The sequence below is a fragment of the Mycetocola sp. Y719 genome (assembly GCF_056713205.1).
In genome coordinates this window covers 943052-964124 of record NZ_JBWYGY010000001.1, presented here as the reverse complement: position 1 = coordinate 964124, position 21073 = coordinate 943052, and the positions used below count along the sequence as shown (strand labels likewise).

Here is a 21073-nt window from a genome sequence, read left to right as displayed (position 1 = left end):
GGACGCATCCCAACGAACCGAAGGAGACATCATGACCACCCTGTCGAGACGATACCGATCCCTGCGCGATCACGTTCATGACGAACGGGGCGACGTTCCGGGCTGGGTCCTCATCACCCTGATGACTGCGGGACTCGTCGTCCTGATCTGGAGTCTCGCCGGTCCGGCACTCAGCCAGATCTTCGAGCAGGCCATTGCCCGGGTCTCGGGAATGTAGTCATGGTTGGGGCGGCGTGGAAAGACGACGACGGGTCCGCCGTTGTCGAGTTCACGTTCGTGGCCATCCTGCTGACCGTGCTCACCCTCGCGGTTCTCCAGCTCGGGCTGGCTTTGCATGTGCGGAACACTGTCATCGACGCGGCCGCGGAAGGAGCGCGAGTCGCGGCGCTCGCCGACAACGAACCGGCAGATGGTGTGGCGCGCACTCGCGAGCTCATCACCGTCGCGGTCGGGTCCGACTTCGCCTCGGACGTCTCCGCCGACTACGGGACGTACCTCGGTCACCCCAGCGTCGGCATCCGTGTCGTCACCCGGCTGCCCCTGATCGGGCTGGTGGGACTCGACAGCGCACTGGAGGTCAGCGGTCATGCCGCCATCGAAACCCTCGACGAGTGAGCACCGTCCGCGCCTGTTCCGGCTCGTCGATGACGCGGGAACGGCAGCACTCGAGTTCGTCACGGCCGGCCTGATCCTCCTTGTCCCGCTCGTGTATCTGATCCTGACGCTGGCCACCGTGCAGGCCGGTGCGCTCGCGACCGAGGGCGCGGCGCGGCAGGCGGCCCGTGTCTTCGTCCAGGCGGAGTCGCCGGAGGACGCAGCCCAGCGCGCAGCTCGCGCGATCGAATTCGGGCTGGCCGATTACGGGATCGACCCGGAGGCGGCATCCGTCTCTGTGTCCTGCAGCGGGTCGACCGGCGCCTCCTGCCCGGCTCGCAATGCCGTGGTGACAGTGACCGTCCGGGTGACCGTGCCGTTGCCGCTGGTCCCCGATGTGCTCAACCTCTCCCATGCGGCGAGCGTGCCCGTGGAGGCGACCGCGCGCCAGCAGGTCTCCCGGTTCTGGGCCGAGCGATGAGACGGATGCTGCGCGGCGGGCCCGGCGAAGACGGTTCGACCCTGATTCTCGCCATTTTCTACGGGATGCTTTCTCTTCTTCTCATCCTGCTGGTCGCGGCGGCCACGTCGCTGTACCTCGAACGGAAGAGGTTGTACAGCCTTGCCGACGCCGCTGCCCTCGTCGGGGCGGAGGCGTTCGAGCTGTCATCCGTGTCACTCGACGGCGGTGAGCCGGCACTCACCCTCCGGTCGCCGGAAGTCAGGGATGCCGTGACCGGCTTCCTCGAGGACAACCCCGTCGGCGTCGGGACCTTCGATCGCCTCGCCCTCGAAGAAGCCGCCTCCCTCGACGGCAAGAGTGCGACCGTGACGGTGTCTGCGGCGTGGCAGCCACCGGTCCTGACCCTGTTCGTGCCGGACGGCATCCGGCTGGAAGTGACGGCGGTGGCTCGCTCGGTGTTCCGGTGACCCTTGTCCGGCGGCGCACCGCATCGCTAGGCTCCGACCCACGCGGGTTCCCGATCGGAGCGGAAGTGCCAGATGGACAGAGCGGATGCCGCAGCGACGCGGCGGGTGCACGAGATGCGGATCTGCGTCGAGAGCCGCCACCCGCTCCAGTCCCCGCCCGATGCGCTGTCTGATGTGCTGAACGGGTCGCTCGGCGACTGGAACATCGAGCCGCTCGCGGCGGACGACGACCGCATGGTGCTGATCTGCGGGCACGTCGACGAGGAGGTCGGCACTGCGGAGTACGCCCGTCGTGCCCACACCCTGGTGCAGGAGATCCTCGAGACCGGGACGGTCAGCAGGGCGGAAGCGGACCTCCCGGTGACGGCGTTCATCGGTGAGCCGCACGACGCCCGGTCGCTCGTCGCCGAGGAGTTCCCTCCGGGGAGCGAGTCCGCGCGCTGGGCCCGTGACGCGATCCGGTGCGATGAGGCCTGGGCGATCGAGCCTGGACAAGGGAACGGCATCCGGATCGGGCATCCGGACACCGGGTACACTCTCCATCCGAATCTCGGCAGGGCGGCACTGGATCTCGCCACCGACCGGGATGTCATCGACAACGACGACGACGCCCGCGACCCGATGGTGCCCCCGAGCGATTCCCCCTGGCCGCTCACGTTTCCCGGGCACGGCACGACGACAGCGAGTGTCATGGTCGGGCAGGGGAGTGAAGAAGACGGCATCGTCGGCGTTGCGCCCGGGGCGCGCGTGGTCCCGCTCCGCGCGGTGGAAAGCGTCGTACAGCTCTTCGACAGTGACGTGGCGCGCGCGGTCGAACACGCGCGGGTCACCGGCTGCCCGGTGGTGTCGATCAGCGTCGGCGGCAAGGGGTTCTTCGGCCTGCGTGCCGCGATCCAACGCGCGGTGGACGCCGGGATGATCGTGATGGCCGCCGCAGGCAACAATGTGCGGATCGTTGTCGCGCCCGCCTCGTACGCGAACTGCCTGGCTGTCGCGGCGACCGGCCCGGACGATCAGCCCTGGCCGGAGTCGTCCAGGGGCCGTGCCGTCGACGTGAGCGCGCCGGGCTGGGGAGTGCACGTCGCCGGGTATCTCTGGACCGGTGACACCCCGCACGCGGACGTGTTCCGGTCCTCGGGTACCTCCTACGCCGTCGCCCACCTGGCCGGCGTAGCAGCCCTCTGGTGCGCGCACCACGGGACGGATGCGCTGAGGGAACGGTACGGCCCACGTGTCCAGGCCGCATTCCTCCACCAGCTCGGCTCAGGGGGATCCCGCGTCCCGGCGGACTGGGATGCCAACGCCTACGGTTCAGGGGTCGTCGACGCTGCCGCCATGCTCACCGCGCCGCTCCCTGCGCCTGAAGCCGTGGCGAGCCGACTCGCGACCCACCCTGCGGAGTCCGCCCTGGCTCGGCTGAGTGCTCTCGTCAGTGTCGACGAAGAGGACCTGGAGCGAGCGCTCACCGAACGTCTGGGCGTCTCACACGACGACCTGTACCGGATCGTCGACCGGTTCGAGGGCGAGTTGGCCTTCCACCTCATCGAGGATGCGGAATTCCGCTCGGTTCTCCTTGACGAAGGTCACCGGTTCCCCGGCGGCCCAACGTCGCGAGAGACCTGCTCGCCTCAGTTCGCGGCAACCTTCGGCTGACGTCCGGCGTCGGGGACGCCACCCCGACCGGGCTATGGCTTCGGTGCCTTCGCCTGCTCGTCCGGGTGGCCGGGGTTCCAGCCGTACCAGCCGTCATCAGACGCCATCACGGTCCAGACACCGCAGGCGTACACCTGATCAGTGCCGTAGGCATCGGGCGCATCGTCAATTGAATAGGCGGGAGCGGACTGTCGGCTGACCTGGGTGCATACCGCCGGATCGAGATCGGTGTCGCTGGTGGCGAGAAGCACCGCTGTGTCGTTGATCGTCGACTCACGGATCCGGATGTCTGTGGCATCTGTCGGCAACCACGGAGCGTCGCCCTGCCAGTCGTCCACGAGCTCGGCTGCCGTCGCGAAGTGCTCGGTGCGCATCTTGTGCGCGACCTCATCGATGACGGAGCAGCCGGACAAGGCGATCCCCAGTGGGAGGGCGAGCGCGAGGGCGGGAAGGAGGCGGTGTCGTGGTGTGCTGTTCATGTCTTCCATGCTGCGGGTCCGACACCGGTCGCCTCGTCCTCCTCCGGGCTTACTCTCGCCGACCGCGGGATGACATCGCATCGCCTGCTGAGGGCGAAATGACGTCAAGGGCTTGAGACGAAGGCGCACGAGGGTGTTCGGTGGGAGCATTCCAACCACCGCACCGGAGGCTTCTCACATGACGTTCACCCCTCGCTTCGCCATCGTCACCGGTTCCAGTTCGGGGATCGGGCGCGCGACCGCGGTTGCGCTCGCCGAAGCCGGGATGGACGTCGGGGTCACCTGGAGCAGCAACGAAGAGGGAGCGCACAGGACGGCCGCAGAGGTCCGCGCGCGCGGCAGGAACGCGGTCGTCTCCCATCTCGACACCACCGACCTGGAGCGTTGTGGCGACGTCATCGACGCGCTCTGCGACGACCTCGGCGGCATCGACGTCTTCGTGAACAACGCCGGTCTCGGTGACAACGTCCCGTTCCTCGGGATGACCCTCGAGCAGTGGCGCCACACCGTCGCGGCCGACCTCGACGGCGCCTTCGTGTGCATCCAGCGCGCTGCCAGACGGATGGTCGACGCAGGGGCCGGCGGACGGATCATCGCCACGACGAGCGTGCACGAACACCAGCCGCGATACGCCTCGAGCGCCTACGACGCGGCGAAGCACGGGCTCGGCGGTCTGATCAAGACTCTCGCCCTCGAACTCGGCGAGTTCGGGATCACGGCCAACTCGGTCGCCCCAGGCGAAATCTCCACCGGGATGACCGGCCAGGAGGACGAAGACCCGCACGACCACCACCGACCGGGAGTTCCGCTCGGCCGACCGGGCGACGCCCGTGAGGTCGCCGCGGTGATCGCCTTCCTCGCATCCGCCCAGTCCAGTTATGTGACAGGTGCATCCTGGGCGGTCGACGGCGGGATGCTGCAGATGGGGCCGCAGGGCGGTTCCCACATCACGAGCGACGATTGGCGAGCGGAGCAGAAATGACTGACCTTCCGGATCCGACCGGGGTACGCAACCAGCCCGCGCTGACCACATCGACCGGACTGGTCTGGCTGGTGCTCGGCGCCTTCCTCACGGGGATCTGCGTCGCGGTGCTGTTCGGCCTTGTCGCGCTGGAACCGGTCGTCGCCTGGATCGGGCTTACTGTCGTCATCTGCCTCTACCTGACCCTGCTCGTCGTCCGCTTCGCCGTCCCGGCCGGGCGGAAGCGGCTCCTGGCAATGGCCAGCGTCTTCGGCGCCATCGCTGTCGTCACGCTGATCTGCGTCGTCGTCATCAGCGGGTCAGCGTGGGGGTCGTTGCGTTAGACCGCCTGTTTCGGCCGACCGGGGATATAGCGGGGGATCATCCGGGCGAGGTGCCAGGCCCCGATCGCCCCGATCACTCCGACCGCCCCAGCCGCGAACGACAGCGACAGGAGGGCGGTCAGCCCGGCGACGACGAGCGGCGCCGTCGCCGAACCCGCGTCACCGGTGAACCGCCACGCCCCGAGGAACGGGGCCGGATGCGCCGGGGGAGCGAGGTCGGCTCCGAGCGTCATCAGGATGCCGCTGCCCAGTCCGTTGGCGACGGAGAGCACGCCGGCTGCGACGATGAACCAGACCACGGCGTCCGGCCGGTCATGGGTGAAGGCGAGCAGCAGCATCCCGAGGCTGAGGCCGATCGTCGACGGCACGGCACTCCAGAGGCGACCGAACCGGTCCATCACCTGGCCGCTGACGTAGAACAGCGCAAAGTCGACGGCGCCAGCGAGTCCGATGATGAGGGCGGTGTTGGCCTCACTGACGCCAAGGCTCACCGCCCACAGCGGCAGAATCAGCGTGCGCGCGGCCCGCATGCCGCCGATCAGAGCGGCCCCCGACCCCATCCGTGCCAGCACGCCCCGAAACATCCAGAGAGTGCGGAACAGGCCGTGGGACTCCTCAGCGGCCAGGTCCTGGCCGGCGGTGTGGGTGTGCCCGTTGCGCCGGGCCTGGGCCACTGAGCCGAACATGGACTCCGGATCCGGGAGCAGCACGAGGATCAGGACGGCGGCGAGGCACGACACCACCATGATCCAGAACGCGCCCTGCGCTCCTCCGGTGAAGTGGATCACCGGGACGGAGATGAGCGGGCCGATGAACAGACCGGCGCGGAACACGCCGCCGAGAGTCGACAGGGCCCGCGCCCGGTACTGCAGCGGCACGTAGCTCGTCATGAACGCGTGCCTGGCCAGCGCGAACACGGCTGTCGAGAGCCCGAGCACGAAGATCGAGGCGCCGAGCAGCCAGGCGTTGGGGGAGAGGACGGCCCCGAGGACGGCAACGATCGAGAGCAGGGCGGCCCCGATCATGGAGGGACGCTCGCCGACCCGGCTGACCAGCCATCCGCTCGGGATGTCGCCGACGAGCTCGCCGATCATGAGCATCCCGGCGATGACCCCGGCGATGGCAAGGCTGGCGCCGAGGCTCGTTGCGGCGATCGGAATGAGGGGGATCAACGCGCCCTCACCGATCGAGAACAACAGCGTCGGGAGAAAGACCCCGGTGGCCACGGAGCGGATGCTGAATGCCGGGGTGCCGTCTGTCATGGTGATTCGAGTCTATGGCGGCCGACCGGGGAGAGCCGCCGGAAGGTAGGCTGGGTGCGACATGTTAGATCTAGACCTGAACGACCAGATCGCGGCCATTCGCACCACCTTCGCCGACATCCGTGAAGTCGTCGGACTCGACCGGCTCCGGGCCGAGATCGCCGACCTGAGCGAACAGGCCGGTGTGCCCGATCTGTGGGACGACACCGACAAGGCGCAGAAGATCACGAGCGCCCTAAGCCACCGGCAGTCCGAGCTCGCGCGCATCACCGCCATCGAGAACCAGCTCGACGACCTCGAGGTGCTCGTCGGCCTGGCCATCGCCGAGGGCGACGAAGAATCGGCAGCTGAAGCCCGCACCGAACTCCTCGACCTGCAGAAGCAGATCGGCGACCTCGAGGTGCAGACGCTGCTGAACGGTGAGTACGACCCGCTGCCCGCCGTCGTCACCATCCGTGCAGGAGCAGGTGGCGTCGACGCCGCCGACTTCGCCGACATGCTGTTCCGGATGTACCTGCGCTGGGCCGAACAGCACAAGTACAAGGCCACGGTGCTCGACACGAGCTACGCCGAAGAGGCCGGCATCAAGTCCGCCACGTTCGAGATCGATTCGCCGTACGCCTTCGGCACGCTGAGCGTCGAGGCCGGAACCCACCGCCTGGTGCGGATGAGCCCGTTCAACTCGGCCGGCAAGCGTCAGACGAGTTTCGCCGCGGTCGAAGTGGTCCCGCTGATGGCGGAGACCGAAGAGGTCGACATCCCAGACAACGACATCCGCGTCGATGTGTTCCGTTCCTCCGGCCCCGGTGGCCAGTCCGTCAACACGACGGACTCCGCCGTGCGCATCACCCACCTCCCGACCGGCATCGTCGTGAGCTGCCAGAACGAGAAGAGCCAGATCCAGAACCGCGCAGCAGCCATGCGCGTGCTCAAGTCGCGGCTCCTCCTCGTCCAGCGTGAGCAGGAGAACGCGAAGAAGAAGGAACTCGCCGGCAACATCACGGCGAGCTGGGGCGACCAGATGCGTTCGTACGTTCTCGCGCCGTACCAGATGGTCAAGGACCTGCGCACCGACCACGAGGTCAACAACCCACAGAACGTTTTCGACGGTGACATCGACGGATTCATCGCCGCAGGCATCCGCTGGCGCAAACAGCCGACTGACGACTGACCGGCGAGCCCGGCAACCCGGAGGGCGTAGGCGTGTCACGTCGGCATTGAGCCGAAGCCTGCCTAGGCTCGAATCGTCATGATTCGGTTTGAGAACGTCACGAAGAAATACTCCGGCACCAAGCGTCCGGCGATCAACGAGATGGACCTGGAGATCGCCAGGGGAGAGTTCGTCTTCCTCGTCGGTGCGTCCGGCTCCGGAAAGTCGAGTTGCCTGCGCCTGATCCTCAAGGAGGAGAAGCCGTCCAAGGGGTCGATCTTCGTCCTCGGGAACGACCTCGGGTCGATCTCCAGCCGGAAGATCCCCTACTTCCGCCGCAACCTCGGCGTCGTCTTCCAGGACTTCCGCCTGCTGCCGAACAAGACGGTCTTCCAGAACGTGGCGTTCACCCTCCAGGTCATCGGCAAGTCACGCGGTTACGTGCAGGAAGCCGTGCCCGACGTGCTGAAGATGGTCGGACTGGAGAACAAGGCCGACCGCCTGCCCCACGAACTCTCCGGTGGTGAGCAGCAGCGTGTGGCGATCGCCCGCGCAGTGGTGAACAAGCCGCAGATCCTCCTCGCCGACGAGCCGACCGGAAACCTCGACCCCGCGACGAGCGCAGGCATCATGCAGATCCTCGAACGGATCAACGCCGGAGGAACGACCGTGCTCATGGCGACCCACGAGGCCGGCATCGTCGACAAGATGCAGCGCCGCGTGATCGAACTCGTCGACGGCGTGATCGTGCGCGATGAGCGCGAAGGCGGATACGGCACCACCGGGATCGTTCCTGAACTCAAGCCCGCCGTGGCCAAGGGCCAGTCGGCCAAGGCCGCCCGCCAGGAGGTCGCAGAAGCGACCGCCCAGGCCGACGCCGAGACAGAGGCACACCAGATTCTCATCAACACCCCAGCACCCGAAACCACGCCAGCACAGCGCAGGACCCTGCATGCCCACGGCGACACCGGTGAGACCGACCGGGTGACCCCGGCCGCAGCGACCGGGGCGATCAACCTCCCTCGGTCGGACGCCGACGACCTCAGCGCCGTCACCGACCACCTGTCGCTCGCTGAGCGACTCGGATTGCGGGCCGCCGACAAACCGGACAGTGACGACGAGCAGAGTGTGGGGCCCGTCAAATGAGGCTCTCACTGATCTGGCAGGAGGCCAGCACCGGCCTCCGCCGCAACGTGTCCATGGTGATCTCTGTCATCCTCGTGACCTTCATCTCGCTGACCTTCGTCGGCACGGCCGTCCTGCTGCAGATGCAGATCGGCCAGATGAAGAACTACTGGTACGACCGCGCGCAGGTGGCGATCTATCTCTGCACCGCTGATTCGCCGGCCGAGACGTGCACCGGCGGAGCGGCATCCGACGACCAGAAGGCCAGCATCACCGCGCAACTCGAGGGGGAGACCCTGGCGCCGTTCATCGATGAGTTCTACTTCGAGGACCACCAGCTCGCCTACGAGAACTTCCAGGAACAGTTCGAGGGCAACGAACTCGCTGCCCTCGTCGTCCCCGAGCAGCTCAACGAGACCTACTGGGTCAACCTCAACGACCCGTCCCAGTCCGAGGTCCTCGTCGAAGCGTTCTCCAGCACCGCAGGCGTGGAAGAGGTGACCGACCAGCGCCAATACCTCGACGCCATCTTCCAGGTGCTCAACGTGGCCAGTTACACGGCCATCGGCATTGCCGGGCTGATGCTCGTCGCCGCCGTGCTGCTCATCGCCACGACGATCAGGCTGTCCGCGTACTCGAGACGCAAGGAGATCGGGATCATGCGCCTCGTCGGTGCGTCGAACCGGTTCATCCAGACGCCGTTCATCCTCGAGGGCGTGTTCTCGGCGGTGATCGGCTCGGTCCTCGCCGGCGCGGCCGTCGTCGGGATCGTGCACTACTTCATCGCCGGTTACCTTGCCCCGCGGATGCCGTTCGTCAGCTTCGTCGACGTCTCCGACGCGTTCGTGGTCGTTCCGCTCCTCATCCTCCTCGGGATGGTGCTCGCGGCGCTGTCGGCCAACTTCGCGATCAAGCGGTACCTGAAGATCTAGCCGGGACCGGCCAACCGGCATCCTTCGTGTTGTTAGACTAATGGGCTGTCGCGCGACCGGTGCGGCAAGCATCCAGCGGCACCCCGCCGCGCATCGACTGTCGGAGTGAACCGTGCCCAGAGAACGTGGTCAAAATGTCGTGGCCACCAATCGCAAAGCGCGCCACGACTACCTGATTGAAGACACCTTCGAGGCGGGGCTCGTCCTCACAGGAACCGAGGTGAAGTCGCTGCGCGCCGGCCGGGCATCTCTCGTCGACGGGTACGCGTTCATCGAGGGCGGGGAAGCTTGGCTCGATGCCGTGCACATCCCTGAGTACTCCGGCGGCAACTGGAACAACCACCCGCCGAGGCGCAAGCGCAAGCTGCTGCTGCACAAGGCCCAGATCCTCAAGATCAGTCACAAGGTCGCTCCTGGCGGGTACACGATCATCCCGCTGCAGCTGTACTTCAGCGACGGCAAGGCAAAAGTCGAGATCGCCATCGCCAAGGGCAAGCGCGAGTACGACAAGCGCCAGACACTGCGCGAGCGCGAAGCGACCCGTGAAGCTGCGCGGGCGATCTCTGCGAAGAACCACCTGGGCGAATGACGACTTCACGCCGGATCGCCGTGAACGGCACGTACAACCTGCGCGACGTCGGCGGGTATCCGGCGGTGGATGGCCGCGTGAGATCCGGACGGTTGCTCCGCTCAGACGGCCTGTACCGGCTCGGACCGGACGGCAAACGCCACCTGCGTGAACTCGGAGTCGGGGTCGTCGTCGACCTGCGGGACGACTTCGAGGCCCAGATCATGCCGGACGATCTCGACGGGCTGGATGTGACAGTGGTCCGGCTCCCGGTGTTCGAGGGGTCTGGCGCGTCGCAGGGGAGCGCGGCGGTGAGCCTCCCTGTGCTGTACACAAAGATCGTCACCCAGCACGCGGGCGTCGTCGTGCGCGCCCTGCGCGAAATCGCGAACGCGAGCACCGGAGTTCTCGTGCACTGCACCGCGGGCAAGGACCGCACCGGCATCGTCGTCGCGCTCGCGCTGCTCGCGGTCGGCGTGGACCGACGGCTCGTCGTCGACGACTACGCCAGGTCGGAGGCGAACCTCAGCGGCGAATGGCTCGAGGGGATGATCGAGCTCATCGTCGAACACGGGGGAGTCGAGACACCTGAACTTCGCGTGCTCATGGGCGGGAGCCCGGCGGAGGTGCTCGATGCCGTGCTCGACGAGATCGACGAGGAGTACGGGTCGGTTCGCCAATACCTGCTCCGCTCGGGGCTGAGCATGCACGACCTCGAGCTGCTGCACGCCTCCCTGATCGATAGCGCCTGACCGCACGGGTCAGCTCGGGGCGTCTCCCCGTGCCGTACACCTCAGGTGGACCTCGACGTCCACGCGGACCGGAGCCGGGGTGAAGTCCACAGGCGCCCCTGCTGCCAGCGCGAACATCCGTGCATCCTCCTGGCGCCCGAACGGCTGGGCGAAGACCGTCGGCTCGGAGAGTTCGAGCGGAGCCACCGTGCTGAGACCGAGCGACGCCGCGTAGACGGATGCCTTGTCGAGCGCGTGCGCGACGGCATCCCGTTGTGCGCGTGCCTCGAGCTCGCGCCGCGTGAGGTCCGTCACCGTCCAGGCGATCCCGCCCACCGTGACACCGTCGCGGTTCGCGGTCTCTTCCAGCCACAGACTCAGCTGGACGAAGTCGACGAAGGTTGCGGATACTGTGGCGCGGGAGTGGTGGACGAGGGGGAGCTGGATGCCTTCGTTGCTCCATGGACGGTCGGCCCAGACCTGCACGTCGTCGCTTGTCCACTCGACGAGAGGTCCGTCGACGCTGTCGTGCAGACGTGTGATCGAGTCGATGCACTCGGCCAGCGCGCGGGTGGACCGCGCGCGGACGTCGGTTCGTTCCGCCCCATCGAACCCGATGGTCAGACCAACGGTCGCCCGTTCTGCGCCTGTCTCGGCGAACGCGACGCCGCGCACGGAAATGACGACCCCACCGGCCTCGGATTTCTCAGTCATGCAGCGACACTACAGGCCGCGGCCGGTGCTGCCCAGAGCGCTCGGCCTCACCCGTTCTGGCAGAGCGCCCCGGGAACGCGTATACTGAAAAGCTGGGCCGAAAGGCACCAGAAGAAGCCGGTTCATCCGGTTTGGCAATTTCACAGCGCGTGACAGCAACTCACTCCACGGAGTGTGCATGGGGATGATCGGTTTCGACATTGCCTGCGCAACTGTGAGAAGCGGGTCGAGGATCCAGGGTTATCTCGTTAACGATCTCTGGAAAACAATAAGTGCCAATTCAAAGCGCACTGACTTCGCCCTCGCTGCCTAAGCGAGCGCACTAAAGAAGTCCGTCAGGCCGGGAATGCTCTCTACCCGGACCCTGGCGCCATTTAGAGAGATTGCTTCTACGTTTCGTCTCAGGGCGTAGAGGGACTCAAACTGGGGCTGGGCTCGTCGGATTAGGTGCCAGTGGCAAATTCCGGAGCCGAGTAGAACGCCTGCACTGGATACACCCGTAGAAGGCACACGACCACAGCAGTGGACCGGGGTTCAATTCCCCGCATCTCCACCATCTGTTGCCGTCACGCGATGTTGAACGCCGAAAGGCCGCCCACTGGGCGGCCTTTTTGCGTGCCGGCGCTTCCGGCGATCCGTGGTTAGCTGGGACCATGGCGGACTGCGAACGGCTCGAGCTCACCCTGCGAAAACCCCGCATCGGCTGGTTCCCCAAGCCAACCGTCGTGTTCAACGGCCGCGGCCAGCCCGCCCAGTGGGGGACTGGCACCTGGCAGGTCTCGGCGGATGGTCCCACAGAGGTGACCGTGTTCCTGTTCAACCGGCTGTGGCGGTTCGGCGCGGCCGAGATCACCATCGCAGCCGGGTCTCCTGCTCCGCTCGTGTACGTGCCTCCGCTGCTGCCGTTCGGGCCGGGCCGGCTGGCATCCGCCCCACGCTGACTCTCGCGGAGCGACGCCGAAAGATGTCAGTGCTGCAGGACCGGCGGCGCGAACGTCTCTGAGGTGCGTGACGTCGTGCGTTTCGCCGTCACCGCCGCGACGATCATCACGAGGAGTGCGACGACGGTGAGCGCCGTCCCTGCCCAGATCGACGACGTGTAGCCGAGGCCGGCAGAGATCGTCAGTCCACCCAGCCAGGCGCCCAGAGCATTCCCGAGGTTGAACGCCCCGATGTTGGCGCTCGAGGCGAGGGTCGGTGCGTTGCTGGCGTACCGCATGACCCGCATCTGCAGCCCGGGAACCGTCGCGAAGCCGAATCCGCCCATGAACAGCAGCGACACGATGGTGACCACCGGGTTCTGCGCCGTCAGCGCGAAGACCGCGAGGACGACGACCAGGCCCGCGAGGATGACGATGAGTGTCCGGTCCAGGGCACGGTCAGCGGCCTTGCCGCCGAGCACGTTCCCGAGGAAGAGCCCGACTCCGAACAGGACGAGAAGCCACGGCACGGCGCCGGCGGGGAACCCGCTCACCTCGGTGAGCGTGAACGCGATGTAGGTGAACGCGCCGAACATACCGCCGAACCCGAAGACGGTGACGAGGATCGACAGCCACACCTGGCCGGACCGGAATGCGCCCAGTTCACTCCTGAGGCTTGTCGATCCATGGGAGCGAACGTTCGGAACGAGGGTCACCAGGCCGATGAGGGCGACGATCCCGATGGCGGTGATGGCCCAGAACGTCGAACGCCAGCCGAAGGTCTGCCCGAGGAACGTGCCGAACGGGACGCCGAGCACATTCGCGGCGGTCAGGCCGGTGAACATGATCGCGATGGCGCCTGCCTGCTTGTTCTTCTCGACCATGCTCGCCGCGACGACCGATCCGATTCCGAAGAAGGCCCCGTGGCAGAGGGCCGCGACGATCCGCCCGATCATCATGCTCGGGTAGTCGGAGGCGAGGGCCGAGAGCAGGTTCCCGGCGATGAACAGGACCATCAGGCCGACGAGCACGTGTTTGCGGGGGAAGCGGGTCACGGCGGCGGTGAGGAAAAGCGCGCCGACGACCACGCTGAGCGCGTAGCCAGTGATCAGCCAGCCGGCCGCCGCTTCGGTGACCTGGAAGTCTCGTGCCACGTCGGGCAAAAGCCCCATGATGACGAACTCCGTGAGTCCGATCCCGAATCCGCCGATGGCGAGGGCGATGAGGCCGATGGGCATGAGGATGTGTCTCCCGATCTGTACTTACGCTTGAATGACGCGTACGCTGTTATTTGCAGGCGCGGGATAAATCATTGCATACGCAACTAACCAGCGCAAGCAACTAATTGTGTTGCAGGTCGGAGCGAATCGATGGAGGGTCCATGAGTATCGAAGACGATGCCGTAGAGGTGCGGACGCAGGGATGGCGAACGCTCGCTGCGCTGCACGGTCTCGTCGAGGCCGAACTCGAACGCGCGTTGCAGTCGGCAGTGTCACTGTCGGCCGTGGAGTACACCGTGCTCGACGCGCTCAGCCGCCAGCAGGGCTGGCACATGCGGATGCAGCAACTGGCCCGCGCGACCGCGCTCAGCCCGAGTGCGACGACTCGGCTCGTGAACCGGCTCGAAGACCGGAACCTGCTCACCCGCATCCTCTGCGCCGACGACCGGCGTGGCATCTATACCGAGCTCACGCCCCCGGGCGCCGATCTGCTCTCACAGGCCCGACCCGTCTACAACGAGGCGCTGGAACGCGCGCTCGGTGAGGCATCCGCGCTCCCGGAGCTGGCGCCACTCGTCGACGCCCTGCCCGGTCTCCTGCGGTCCCCACAGCCCGCCTGATCTTCGTCAGCCGATGGGGGAGTCGGCCCAGGCGCGGAACTCGTCTGCGATGACCTGCCGGACGTCCGAATCGTCTGCGCTGGATTCGCCGTCGCCCGGCTGGACGCCGTAGTCACCGAAGTCCGCATGGTTCGCGCCGGGGATGTCGATGGTGACGGCGTCGTCGGGCAGGTTGCCTGCCGCGCCTTCGACCTTCTCGGGGGTGCTGAGGCCGTCGTTCTCGCCGACGAAACTCAACACCGGCAGTCCGCTTCCCGACAGGTCGGACGAGCAGTAGCTGCCGAAAAGCACGACGCCGGCGGTGTCGCCGCCTTCAGCGTACTGGCAGGCTTTCACTCCGCCGAGGGAGTGGCCGCCCACGAACCAGCGCTCGACACCTGGGGCTGCCGACGTGAACGCATCGAGCGGGCGCAGGTCGGCGATGGCGAGGTTCAGGGTCGGTTTGGTGATGACGACGGTCACTCCGTCTTCGACGATTCCTGAGAGCTTGTACATGTAGGCGTACGGGTCGACCTTCGCGCCTGGCACGAAGACCAGGCCGGTCGCCGACGCGTTGTCGCTCGGTTCCATCACGATCGCCGCATCGGTCGACGTGATCTCGATCGCGTCGTTCCGCCAGGCCTCGAGGGCGGCGTCACGATCGCCGGCCATGACCGAGTGCGCCCAGACCAGGCCGATCACGACGAGGAGCAGCACGACGGCGAGAACCCAGAGCGTCACCGTGCGCAGACGTCGCACGCCGCTCACCTGGATTCGGCCTCGGCGGCCTTGCGTCGCTGACGCTCGGCTTCGACCACTGCGGCCTCCTCCGGTGTCGGAGCGGTTCCGCCGAGGTGGGCGGGCTGCCACCATGCGCCGACACCATCGTCCGGGTAGCTCGACTGAGCCTCATCGAGCAGTGCCTGCATGGTTCGGCGCAAGGTGTCCGTCAACTCTCGGACGTCGCCTGACGCATCGACGGCGAGTGGCGACCCGACGGCGAATCGGATCGGGACACCGTGCGCTTCGCTGAGCGATGGCTTGTGTCCCTTGGTGAGCAGACGGTGGCCGCCCCAGACCGCGATGGGAATAACCGGCACCCCGGCTTCGGCGGCCATCCTGATCGTTCCGGTCTTCAGTTCGCGCACGGTGAAGGATGTGTTGACGCCTGCCTCGGGGAATACACCCAGCACCTCGCCGGACTCGAGTGCCGCGATGGCTTGCGAATATGCCGCGGCCCCCGATTTCATGTCGACGGAGATGTGTCGCATCCCGCGCAGGAGCCAGCCGACCACCGGCTTGTCGAACGCACCCTTCTTGGCGAGGAAGCGGATGCGCCGCCGGTTGCGATGCCAGACCATCCATTCGGTCAGAGCGAAGTCCATGTATCCGAAGTGTGTGATGGCCAGCACGGCGCCGCCCGTTGCGGGAAGGTGCTCGGCTCCGGTGACGACGGGCTTCAGCCGGAGGCCACCGAAGAGCAGCCGTCCCGCTGCGATGGCGGTCGTGTAGACGGGTTCCCTGGTTCGCGCGCTCATACGGAAAGCGTAGAGGGAACGACGGGGAATCTAGCTGTCCTGAGCGAGGATGGCGGGACCGTGGCCAATGGTGCTAAGCACCTGGTCGTGCAGGATGCCATTGCTCGCGAGGGAACTGCGGCCCGCGATCGTGTCGCGACCGTCGATCGACGTGAACCGGCCGCCGGCCTCGCGGACGAGGATCACGAAAGGAGCGATGTCGTACTCCTTCACGTCGAACTCGCCGACGATGTCGATGAGTCCTTCCGCGAGCATCCCGTACGACCACATGTCGCCGAAGGCGCGGTCTCGCCAGACCGACCGGGACAGGCCGATCAGCTGGTCGAGGTAACCGGCCTCATCCCACTGCGCGATGCTCTGGAAGCTGAGCGATGCATCCTCCAGTTTCTCGACGCCGGAGACGTGCAGGCGCCTGGGCTCCTGACCGTCCTCGGCGAGCCATGCGCCGGAACCCTCAGCGGCCCACCACCGCTTGCGGAACGCCGGTGCGCTCGCGACCCCGACGACAGGAGTGCCGTCGACGGCGAGGCTGATGAGCGTCGCCCAGTTGGGAACGCCCCTGAGGAAGTTCGCGGTGCCGTCGATCGGGTCGAGGATCCACTGGCGTTCCGTCGAACCCTCCGTGCCGTATTCCTCGCCGAGAATGCCGTCGTCAGGGCGTTCGGCGGCCAGGACGTCGCGCAGTGCGCGCTCCACCGCCAGGTCCGCATCCGTCACGTGTGTGGCATCCGGTTTCGTCGAAATCTCCAGGGTCGCCGAGCGGAACCGGTCGAACGAGATCGCGTCAGCGACGTCAGCCAGTCGGCGGGCCAGGTCGAGATCGTCAGCGAGGGAGGGGAGAGGCGCAGTCATGCTTCCACGATAGTGCTGCGGGTATCGACGGGTCCTCGTCGCGAGCCCCGCTCGATTGGCGAACGACGGGGATCGCATGCTAAGGTTTTCCACGGTTCACCGCGCAGTCGGTGGGTCGAAAACGCACCTCTAGCTCAATCGGCAGAGCAACTGACTCTTAATCAGTGGGTTCCGAGTTCAAGTCTCGGGGGGTGCACCATCCAGCCCCGGTCGTACACTCGACCGGGGCTTTTTCATGCCGTTCGAGCGCTGGACTCGGCCGAAGATGGTTCGACCGGTTGTGCCACGGGGCGGATGCCGGGAGTCTGGGAGACGACACACCGCATTCCCGAGAACAGGAGCATCGATCGTGACGAAGAACTCGAAGTCGAAGCAGCTGAAGTGGACCGAGATGAGCACCGGACGGAAGGCTGTCGTCCTCGTGATCGGGACGGTGCAGCTCGCGCTGGCCGCAGTCGCGTGGAGGGATCTCGCCACCCGTCCCGCCGATCAGGTCAATGGTCCGAAGGGCATGTGGACCGTGATCATCGCGGTGAACTGGATCGGCCCGATCGTCTACTTCATCAAGGGACGCCGCGAGGGTCTCTGAGGCGCGGGTCAGGCGCCGGCCCGACCCTCACCCCATCCGTGTGATCCACAGGACCCGGCGCGGGACTAGTGTGCCGACATCGGCGCAGGCGAGCCGTGCCGGGCGAGGATCACAGGGAGCGATCAGATGGGCGATCAGTCAGTGTCCGGGGCCCGTCGGTGAACGGGCAGTGGGCCGCCATTCTCGGCGGCATTCTCGTGCTCGCTGACTTCGCCATCCGGGTGGCGGCGCTCATCATCGTGCCCAGAGAGCGCAAGCCGACGGCGGCGATGGCCTGGCTGCTCGCGATCTTCCTGATCCCGTTCATCGGGATCCTCTTCTTCCTGCTGATCGGCAATTCCAAACTGCCCAAAGCGCGCCGCGACAAGCAGAGGGAGATCGACGGCATCATCCGGGCGAAGGCCGAGGGCGTCGATCTTGCTCCTGACCGCCATACGTGGCCCGAGTGGTTCACCTCTCTCACGACACAGAACGAGGAACTCGGGGCGCTGCCTCCGCTCGGCGGGAACACAGCGACACTTCTCGGGGACTATCAGGGGTCGATCGACGCCATGTCCGCCGAGATCGACACCGCAACCCGCTTCGTGCACGTGGAGTTCTACATCGTGTCGTTCGACTCGACGACGACGGGCTTCTTCGCAGCCCTCGAACGCGCCGTCCAACGGGGTGTCAGGGTGCGCCTGCTGGCGGACTACGTCGCGTCTAGGCGGGTCGCAGGAAATGACGAGACGTTCGCCGAACTCGACCGCATCGGCGTGACCTGGAGCTACATGCTTCCGGTCCGGCCGCTCAAGGGGCAGTATCAGCGACCGGACCTGCGCAATCACCGCAAGCTCGTCGTCGTCGACGGGCTGGTGGGCTTCATGGGCTCGCAGAACCTGATCGATCGCAGCTACAACTCGCCGAAGAACCTGAAGCGTGGCCTGCAGTGGCAGGAACTGATGACGAGAGTCTCCGGCCCTGTGGTCGCCGCAATCGACGCCGTCTTCCGTTCCGACTGGTACCTCGAGACCGATGAACTGCTCGGCGACGACGACCACCTCGCCGCCGTCGACGTGCCCGCAGACACGTCGGCGGATGCCCTGGTCTGCCAGGTGGTGCCGAGCGGGCCGGGCTATGACGGCGAGAACAACCTCAGGCTGTTCCTCACGCTGGTGACGTCCGCGCAGCGCAAGGTGATCATCACGAGCCCGTACTTCGTGCCGGATGAGGCGATGATGTACGCGATCACCTCGGCGTGCCAGCGCGGGCTGGACGTGCAGCTCTTCGTCTCGGAGATCGGCGACCAGGGTTCGGTGTGGCACGCCCAGCGTTCTTACTACGGCAGTCTCCTCCGTGCAGGTGTCGGGATCTGGCTGTACCCGGGCCCGTACATCCTGCACTCGAAGCACCTGTCGGTCGACGATGACGTCGCCGTGATCGGCTCGAGCAACATGGACATCCGTTCGTTCGCCCTCAACTCGGAGGGGTCGCTTCTGGTGCGCGGCGCGTCGTTCGTCTCCCAGATGCGTGCCGTCGAGCAGGGCTACCGCGACGCCGGTCGGCAGCTCACCCTGGAGGAATGGCAGAAGGAACCGGCGTCGGCCACGTTCCTCGACGGGGTGGCGCGTCTCACCTCCGCGTTGCAGTAACCCGAGCCGACCGGTTGCGCCACCACCCTTGACATGTGACCAAATGGTCACATAACCTCGATCCATGGATGAGATCTTCAAGGCGCTGGCCGACCCGACTCGGCGTGCGTTGCTCGACGAGCTCTTCCGTGAGGACGGCCAGACCCTGGGCGCGCTCGAGGCTCGATTCGACATCACCAGATTCGGTGTGATGAAGCACCTCAAACAGCTCGAGGAAGCCGGACTCGTTGTGACGAGGCGCGACGGGCGGGAGAAACTTCACTTCCTGAACGCCGTGCCCATTCAGCTCGTCCACGACCGTTGGGTGAGCAAATACGCAGAGAACTGGACCGCTGGACTCAGCGGCCTGAAAAGCGAACTGGAAGAGACCATGGAGAAGATTTTCGAGATCTACATCAAGACGACCCCCGACCGCCTCTGGGAGGCGATCGTCGACAACGACATCCGGAGCAAGTATCAGTTCGGCAACCGCATCGTCACTGACTGGGCGCCCGGATCGCACTACGAGATGACGAACGGGAACGCGTCTGCGCCGCTTGGGGAGGGCGAGATCCTCGAGTTCGACCCTCCCAGGCGCCTGGTTCAGAGCATGGTCGCTCTCTGGGACGACGATGTGAAGAGCGAGGGCACATCGCGTGTGACGTGGGAGATCGAGCAGGTCGAGGACTCCTGCCGTCTCACAGTCACGCACGACCAGTTGCGGGAAGGCGCCAACGATCAGCTCTACGGGGGCTGGCCGATGATCCTGTCCGGACTGAAGACCTGGCTCGAGACGGGGCAGCTCCTCACCACACCCGGGTCGCTGATGTACACCTGAGGCGAGCGCAACCGTGCGGGGCGCGCCACTGGCGTATGGTCGGACCATGACGCAGCCCTCGACGACCCTGTTCCTGCTCGGAGGGGGAGGAGACCTCTCCTCGCGGCTCCTCCTCCCTGCCCTCGGCCAGCTCCTGACCCACCAGCCGGATCGGCGGGTTCACCTCGTCGGAGTCGGCGTCGACGAGCTGACGGATGCCGCCTGGCGCGAGATCGTCAGGGCATCGTTCGCGACGGTCGACGGGGCAGGACCCGCTGTCGACGCGCTCCTCAGGGACACGGTGTTCCGTCACGCCGACGTCACGGATCCGTCCGCCCTCGAGCCGCTCCTCGCGGAATCCGAGGGCAACCCGGTCCTCTACTTCGCCCTGCCCCCTGCCGTCACGGTCCAGGCGTGCACGGCGCTGCTGGAGGTCCGGCTTCCCGAAGGCACTCTACTGGCGCTGGAGAAGCCCTTCGGCACCGATCGTGACAGTGCCGCTGCGCTGAACCGGCTGCTTGCGCGCCTGGTTCCTGAAGAACAGGTCCACAGGGTCGATCACTTCCTCGGCCGGGCCACCGTGTTCAACTTGCTCGGGCTACGATTCGCCAACCGCATCTTCGAGCCCCTCTGGAACGCCGAGCACATCGAACGTGTCGACATCGTCTACGACGAGCAACTGGGACTCGAGGGACGCGCCGGCTATTACGACAAGGCCGGTGCGCTCATCGACATGATCCAGAGCCACCTGCTGCAGGTGCTGGCCGTGTTCGCGATGGAGCCGCCGGCGTCACTGGATGCCGCCGATCTCCGCGACGCCAAGGGACTCGTGCTGCGCGCGACACGTCCGTGGGACGATGACCCGATCGGCGCAGGGCGGCGTGCCCGCTACACCGCAGGGACGGTCGACGACCGGGTCTATCCGTCCTACGCCGACGAGAAGGGAGTGGACCCGGCGCTCGAGACTGAGACACTCGCCGAAGTCACCTTCCACGTCGCCACCTGGAGATGGGCTGGAGTTCCGTTCACGTTGCGGTCGGGCAAAGGGCTCGGGGAGCGGCGTCGCGAGATCGTCGTCACGTTCAAACCGGCCAACCAGGTCCCGGCGGGATTCCGCGGGAGCACAGAGCCCACCGTGCTCCGGCTGTTCCTCGCCCCAGACGAGATGTCGCTGTCGATCAACATCAACGGACCGGACGACCCACACGAACTGGAGCGGATGACGTTCGCCGCTGACTTCGGCCCGGGCCAGCTGAACGCATACGGTGAGGTCCTCGAGGGCATCCTCGACGACGACCCCTCTCTGTCCGTTCGCGGAGACACCGCAGAGGAATGCTGGCGGATCGTGGAATCCGTACTCGCCGCCTGGCGCTCGGGCGAGGTGCCGCTCGAGGAGTATCCCGCCGGGTCGACCGGCCCGGACGGCTGGAAGCCGATCGGCGAGGCGGTGTAGCCGAACGGTGCGCCCCGATCCGTCGCCGATCG

General features: G+C 66.5%; 25 protein-coding genes, 1 tRNA gene and 1 other RNA gene. 20 read left to right on the top strand and 7 right to left on the bottom strand.

The annotated features are described in order from the left end of the window. Positions 1 to 31: 31 nt before the first annotated feature. The 5 genes from AC1M0F_RS04500 (at position 32) to AC1M0F_RS04480 (ending at position 3177) form a co-directional block, all read left to right on the top strand. On the top strand, positions 32 to 217 hold the full coding sequence (locus tag AC1M0F_RS04500) for a hypothetical protein (protein WP_480236991.1): 186 nt from the start codon (positions 32 to 34) through the stop codon (positions 215 to 217). A gap of 2 nt (positions 218 to 219) precedes the next feature. Then, complete coding sequence (locus AC1M0F_RS04495) at positions 220 to 615, top strand: TadE/TadG family type IV pilus assembly protein (RefSeq protein ID WP_480236990.1); 396 nt, start codon at positions 220 to 222, stop codon at positions 613 to 615. Next, positions 587 to 1075, top strand: a complete 489-nt coding sequence (locus tag AC1M0F_RS04490) for a hypothetical protein (protein WP_480236989.1) — start codon at positions 587 to 589, stop codon at positions 1073 to 1075. The genes AC1M0F_RS04495 and AC1M0F_RS04490 overlap by 29 nt, the downstream gene beginning before the upstream one ends. Further along, a complete protein-coding gene (locus AC1M0F_RS04485) occupies positions 1072 to 1524 on the top strand; it encodes a pilus assembly protein TadG-related protein (RefSeq protein WP_480236988.1) in 453 nt (150 codons plus the stop codon). The genes AC1M0F_RS04490 and AC1M0F_RS04485 overlap by 4 nt, the downstream gene beginning before the upstream one ends. Positions 1525 to 1596: 72 nt before the next feature. Then, positions 1597 to 3177 carry a S8 family peptidase gene (locus AC1M0F_RS04480; protein ID WP_480236987.1) on the top strand — a complete coding sequence of 527 codons (1581 nt, stop codon included), beginning with the start codon at positions 1597 to 1599 and terminating at the stop codon, positions 3175 to 3177. A 32-nt stretch (positions 3178 to 3209) separates the two neighbouring features. Here AC1M0F_RS04480 and AC1M0F_RS04475 read toward each other — a convergent pair whose 3' ends face one another. Beyond that, entirely contained in the window at positions 3210 to 3656 is a 447-nt protein-coding gene (locus AC1M0F_RS04475; RefSeq protein ID WP_480236986.1) for a hypothetical protein, read from the bottom strand. A 178-nt stretch (positions 3657 to 3834) separates the two neighbouring features. Here AC1M0F_RS04475 and AC1M0F_RS04470 point away from each other — a divergent pair, with 178 nt between their 5' ends. Both AC1M0F_RS04470 and AC1M0F_RS04465 read left to right on the top strand, forming a co-directional pair. After that, the gene (locus AC1M0F_RS04470; RefSeq protein WP_480236985.1) at positions 3835 to 4638 is read left to right on the top strand and encodes an SDR family oxidoreductase; all 804 of its coding nucleotides are present in this window, start codon (positions 3835 to 3837) and stop codon (positions 4636 to 4638) included. Next, positions 4635 to 4961, top strand: coding sequence for a hypothetical protein (locus AC1M0F_RS04465; protein WP_480236984.1), 327 nt, complete (start codon positions 4635 to 4637; stop codon positions 4959 to 4961). The genes AC1M0F_RS04470 and AC1M0F_RS04465 overlap by 4 nt, the downstream gene beginning before the upstream one ends. Here AC1M0F_RS04465 and AC1M0F_RS04460 read toward each other — a convergent pair. After that, positions 4958 to 6223: an MFS transporter gene (locus tag AC1M0F_RS04460; protein WP_480236983.1), complete on the bottom strand. Its 1266-nt coding sequence runs from the start codon at positions 6221 to 6223 to the stop codon at positions 4958 to 4960. The genes AC1M0F_RS04465 and AC1M0F_RS04460 overlap by 4 nt on opposite strands. A 61-nt stretch (positions 6224 to 6284) precedes the next feature. Here AC1M0F_RS04460 and prfB point away from each other — a divergent pair, with 61 nt between their 5' ends. The 5 genes from prfB (at position 6285) to AC1M0F_RS04435 (ending at position 10750) form a co-directional block, all read left to right on the top strand. Then, a complete protein-coding gene (gene prfB, locus AC1M0F_RS04455; RefSeq protein ID WP_480236982.1) occupies positions 6285 to 7394 on the top strand; it encodes a peptide chain release factor 2 in 1110 nt (369 codons plus the stop codon). A 78-nt stretch (positions 7395 to 7472) separates the two neighbouring features. After that, on the top strand, positions 7473 to 8519 hold the full coding sequence (ftsE, locus tag AC1M0F_RS04450; RefSeq protein ID WP_480236981.1) for a cell division ATP-binding protein FtsE: 1047 nt from the start codon (positions 7473 to 7475) through the stop codon (positions 8517 to 8519). Next, positions 8516 to 9430 (top strand): permease-like cell division protein FtsX, encoded by a 915-nt coding sequence (gene ftsX / locus AC1M0F_RS04445; RefSeq protein WP_480236980.1) that lies wholly within the window; start codon positions 8516 to 8518, stop codon positions 9428 to 9430. Before ftsE ends, ftsX begins: the two co-directional genes overlap by 4 nt. Before the next feature lie 112 nt (positions 9431 to 9542). After that, the gene (gene smpB / locus AC1M0F_RS04440) at positions 9543 to 10019 is read left to right on the top strand and encodes an SsrA-binding protein SmpB (protein ID WP_480236979.1); all 477 of its coding nucleotides are present in this window, start codon (positions 9543 to 9545) and stop codon (positions 10017 to 10019) included. Continuing rightward, complete coding sequence (locus AC1M0F_RS04435; protein ID WP_480236978.1) at positions 10016 to 10750, top strand: tyrosine-protein phosphatase; 735 nt, start codon at positions 10016 to 10018, stop codon at positions 10748 to 10750. Before smpB ends, AC1M0F_RS04435 begins: the two co-directional genes overlap by 4 nt. A gap of 9 nt (positions 10751 to 10759) precedes the next feature. Here the strand turns inward: AC1M0F_RS04435 and AC1M0F_RS04430 are convergent, their stop codons facing one another. Then, on the bottom strand, positions 10760 to 11443 hold the full coding sequence (locus AC1M0F_RS04430) for an SIMPL domain-containing protein (RefSeq protein ID WP_480236977.1): 684 nt from the start codon (positions 11441 to 11443) through the stop codon (positions 10760 to 10762). A 180-nt stretch (positions 11444 to 11623) separates the two neighbouring features. On the opposite strand from AC1M0F_RS04430, the gene ssrA reads away from it, so the two are divergent. Both ssrA and AC1M0F_RS04420 read left to right on the top strand, forming a co-directional pair. Beyond that, positions 11624 to 11999: a transfer-messenger RNA gene (ssrA, locus tag AC1M0F_RS04425) on the top strand. Positions 12000 to 12096: 97 nt separating this feature from the next. Then, positions 12097 to 12384 (top strand): hypothetical protein, encoded by a 288-nt coding sequence (locus AC1M0F_RS04420; protein WP_480236976.1) that lies wholly within the window; start codon positions 12097 to 12099, stop codon positions 12382 to 12384. A 26-nt stretch (positions 12385 to 12410) separates the two neighbouring features. Here the strand turns inward: AC1M0F_RS04420 and AC1M0F_RS04415 are convergent, their stop codons facing one another. Next, complete coding sequence (locus AC1M0F_RS04415) at positions 12411 to 13601, bottom strand: MFS transporter (RefSeq protein ID WP_480236975.1); 1191 nt, start codon at positions 13599 to 13601, stop codon at positions 12411 to 12413. Positions 13602 to 13744: 143 nt separating this feature from the next. On the opposite strand from AC1M0F_RS04415, the gene AC1M0F_RS04410 reads away from it, so the two are divergent. Next, complete coding sequence (locus AC1M0F_RS04410; RefSeq protein WP_480236974.1) at positions 13745 to 14203, top strand: MarR family winged helix-turn-helix transcriptional regulator; 459 nt, start codon at positions 13745 to 13747, stop codon at positions 14201 to 14203. A 6-nt stretch (positions 14204 to 14209) separates the two neighbouring features. Here the strand turns inward: AC1M0F_RS04410 and AC1M0F_RS04405 are convergent, their stop codons facing one another. The 3 genes from AC1M0F_RS04405 to AC1M0F_RS04395 are packed head-to-tail and all read right to left on the bottom strand — an operon-like array spanning position 14210 to position 16572. Then, positions 14210 to 14941 carry an alpha/beta hydrolase gene (locus AC1M0F_RS04405; RefSeq protein ID WP_480236973.1) on the bottom strand — a complete coding sequence of 244 codons (732 nt, stop codon included), beginning with the start codon at positions 14939 to 14941 and terminating at the stop codon, positions 14210 to 14212. 5 nt (positions 14942 to 14946) lie between these two features. Beyond that, entirely contained in the window at positions 14947 to 15720 is a 774-nt protein-coding gene (locus AC1M0F_RS04400) for a lysophospholipid acyltransferase family protein (protein ID WP_480236972.1), read from the bottom strand. Between the two features lie 30 nt (positions 15721 to 15750). Continuing rightward, complete coding sequence (locus tag AC1M0F_RS04395; protein ID WP_480236971.1) at positions 15751 to 16572, bottom strand: inositol monophosphatase family protein; 822 nt, start codon at positions 16570 to 16572, stop codon at positions 15751 to 15753. Positions 16573 to 16695: 123 nt separating this feature from the next. Between AC1M0F_RS04395 and AC1M0F_RS04390 the strand changes: the two genes are divergently transcribed. From AC1M0F_RS04390 to AC1M0F_RS04370, 5 genes are all read left to right on the top strand, one after another. Further along, positions 16696 to 16771: transfer RNA gene (locus tag AC1M0F_RS04390), tRNA-Lys, on the top strand. Between the two features lie 150 nt (positions 16772 to 16921). Next, positions 16922 to 17161 (top strand): PLD nuclease N-terminal domain-containing protein, encoded by a 240-nt coding sequence (locus AC1M0F_RS04385; protein WP_480236970.1) that lies wholly within the window; start codon positions 16922 to 16924, stop codon positions 17159 to 17161. Positions 17162 to 17319: 158 nt separating this feature from the next. Next, a complete protein-coding gene (gene cls / locus AC1M0F_RS04380; protein ID WP_480236969.1) occupies positions 17320 to 18792 on the top strand; it encodes a cardiolipin synthase in 1473 nt (490 codons plus the stop codon). Positions 18793 to 18856: 64 nt separating this feature from the next. Further along, the gene (locus AC1M0F_RS04375) at positions 18857 to 19609 is read left to right on the top strand and encodes an ArsR/SmtB family transcription factor (protein ID WP_480236968.1); all 753 of its coding nucleotides are present in this window, start codon (positions 18857 to 18859) and stop codon (positions 19607 to 19609) included. A 46-nt stretch (positions 19610 to 19655) separates the two neighbouring features. Beyond that, positions 19656 to 21041, top strand: a complete 1386-nt coding sequence (locus AC1M0F_RS04370; protein ID WP_480236967.1) for a glucose-6-phosphate dehydrogenase — start codon at positions 19656 to 19658, stop codon at positions 21039 to 21041. The last annotated feature ends 32 nt before the right edge of the window (positions 21042 to 21073 follow it).

Excerpts from the sequence above, each read along its gene's own strand:
- AC1M0F_RS04500 (WP_480236991.1), top strand. The coding sequence starts at position 32 with ATGACCACCCTGTCGAGACGATACCGATCCCTGCGCGATCACGTTCAT.
- AC1M0F_RS04495 (WP_480236990.1), top strand. The coding sequence starts at position 220 with ATGGTTGGGGCGGCGTGGAAAGACGACGACGGGTCCGCCGTTGTCGAG.
- AC1M0F_RS04490 (WP_480236989.1), top strand. The coding sequence starts at position 587 with ATGCCGCCATCGAAACCCTCGACGAGTGAGCACCGTCCGCGCCTGTTC.
- AC1M0F_RS04485 (WP_480236988.1), top strand. The coding sequence starts at position 1,072 with ATGAGACGGATGCTGCGCGGCGGGCCCGGCGAAGACGGTTCGACCCTG.
- AC1M0F_RS04480 (WP_480236987.1), top strand. The coding sequence starts at position 1,597 with ATGGACAGAGCGGATGCCGCAGCGACGCGGCGGGTGCACGAGATGCGG.
- AC1M0F_RS04475 (WP_480236986.1), bottom strand. The coding sequence starts at position 3,656 with ATGAACAGCACACCACGACACCGCCTCCTTCCCGCCCTCGCGCTCGCC.
- AC1M0F_RS04470 (WP_480236985.1), top strand. The coding sequence starts at position 3,835 with ATGACGTTCACCCCTCGCTTCGCCATCGTCACCGGTTCCAGTTCGGGG.
- AC1M0F_RS04465 (WP_480236984.1), top strand. The coding sequence starts at position 4,635 with ATGACTGACCTTCCGGATCCGACCGGGGTACGCAACCAGCCCGCGCTG.
- AC1M0F_RS04460 (WP_480236983.1), bottom strand. The coding sequence starts at position 6,223 with ATGACAGACGGCACCCCGGCATTCAGCATCCGCTCCGTGGCCACCGGG.
- prfB (WP_480236982.1), top strand. The coding sequence starts at position 6,285 with ATGTTAGATCTAGACCTGAACGACCAGATCGCGGCCATTCGCACCACC.
- ftsE (WP_480236981.1), top strand. The coding sequence starts at position 7,473 with ATGATTCGGTTTGAGAACGTCACGAAGAAATACTCCGGCACCAAGCGT.
- ftsX (WP_480236980.1), top strand. The coding sequence starts at position 8,516 with ATGAGGCTCTCACTGATCTGGCAGGAGGCCAGCACCGGCCTCCGCCGC.
- AC1M0F_RS04435 (WP_480236978.1), top strand. The coding sequence starts at position 10,016 with ATGACGACTTCACGCCGGATCGCCGTGAACGGCACGTACAACCTGCGC.
- AC1M0F_RS04430 (WP_480236977.1), bottom strand. The coding sequence starts at position 11,443 with ATGACTGAGAAATCCGAGGCCGGTGGGGTCGTCATTTCCGTGCGCGGC.
- AC1M0F_RS04420 (WP_480236976.1), top strand. The coding sequence starts at position 12,097 with ATGGCGGACTGCGAACGGCTCGAGCTCACCCTGCGAAAACCCCGCATC.
- AC1M0F_RS04415 (WP_480236975.1), bottom strand. The coding sequence starts at position 13,601 with ATGCCCATCGGCCTCATCGCCCTCGCCATCGGCGGATTCGGGATCGGA.
- AC1M0F_RS04410 (WP_480236974.1), top strand. The coding sequence starts at position 13,745 with ATGAGTATCGAAGACGATGCCGTAGAGGTGCGGACGCAGGGATGGCGA.
- AC1M0F_RS04400 (WP_480236972.1), bottom strand. The coding sequence starts at position 15,720 with ATGAGCGCGCGAACCAGGGAACCCGTCTACACGACCGCCATCGCAGCG.
- AC1M0F_RS04395 (WP_480236971.1), bottom strand. The coding sequence starts at position 16,572 with ATGACTGCGCCTCTCCCCTCCCTCGCTGACGATCTCGACCTGGCCCGC.
- AC1M0F_RS04375 (WP_480236968.1), top strand. The coding sequence starts at position 18,857 with ATGGATGAGATCTTCAAGGCGCTGGCCGACCCGACTCGGCGTGCGTTG.
- AC1M0F_RS04370 (WP_480236967.1), top strand. The coding sequence starts at position 19,656 with ATGACGCAGCCCTCGACGACCCTGTTCCTGCTCGGAGGGGGAGGAGAC.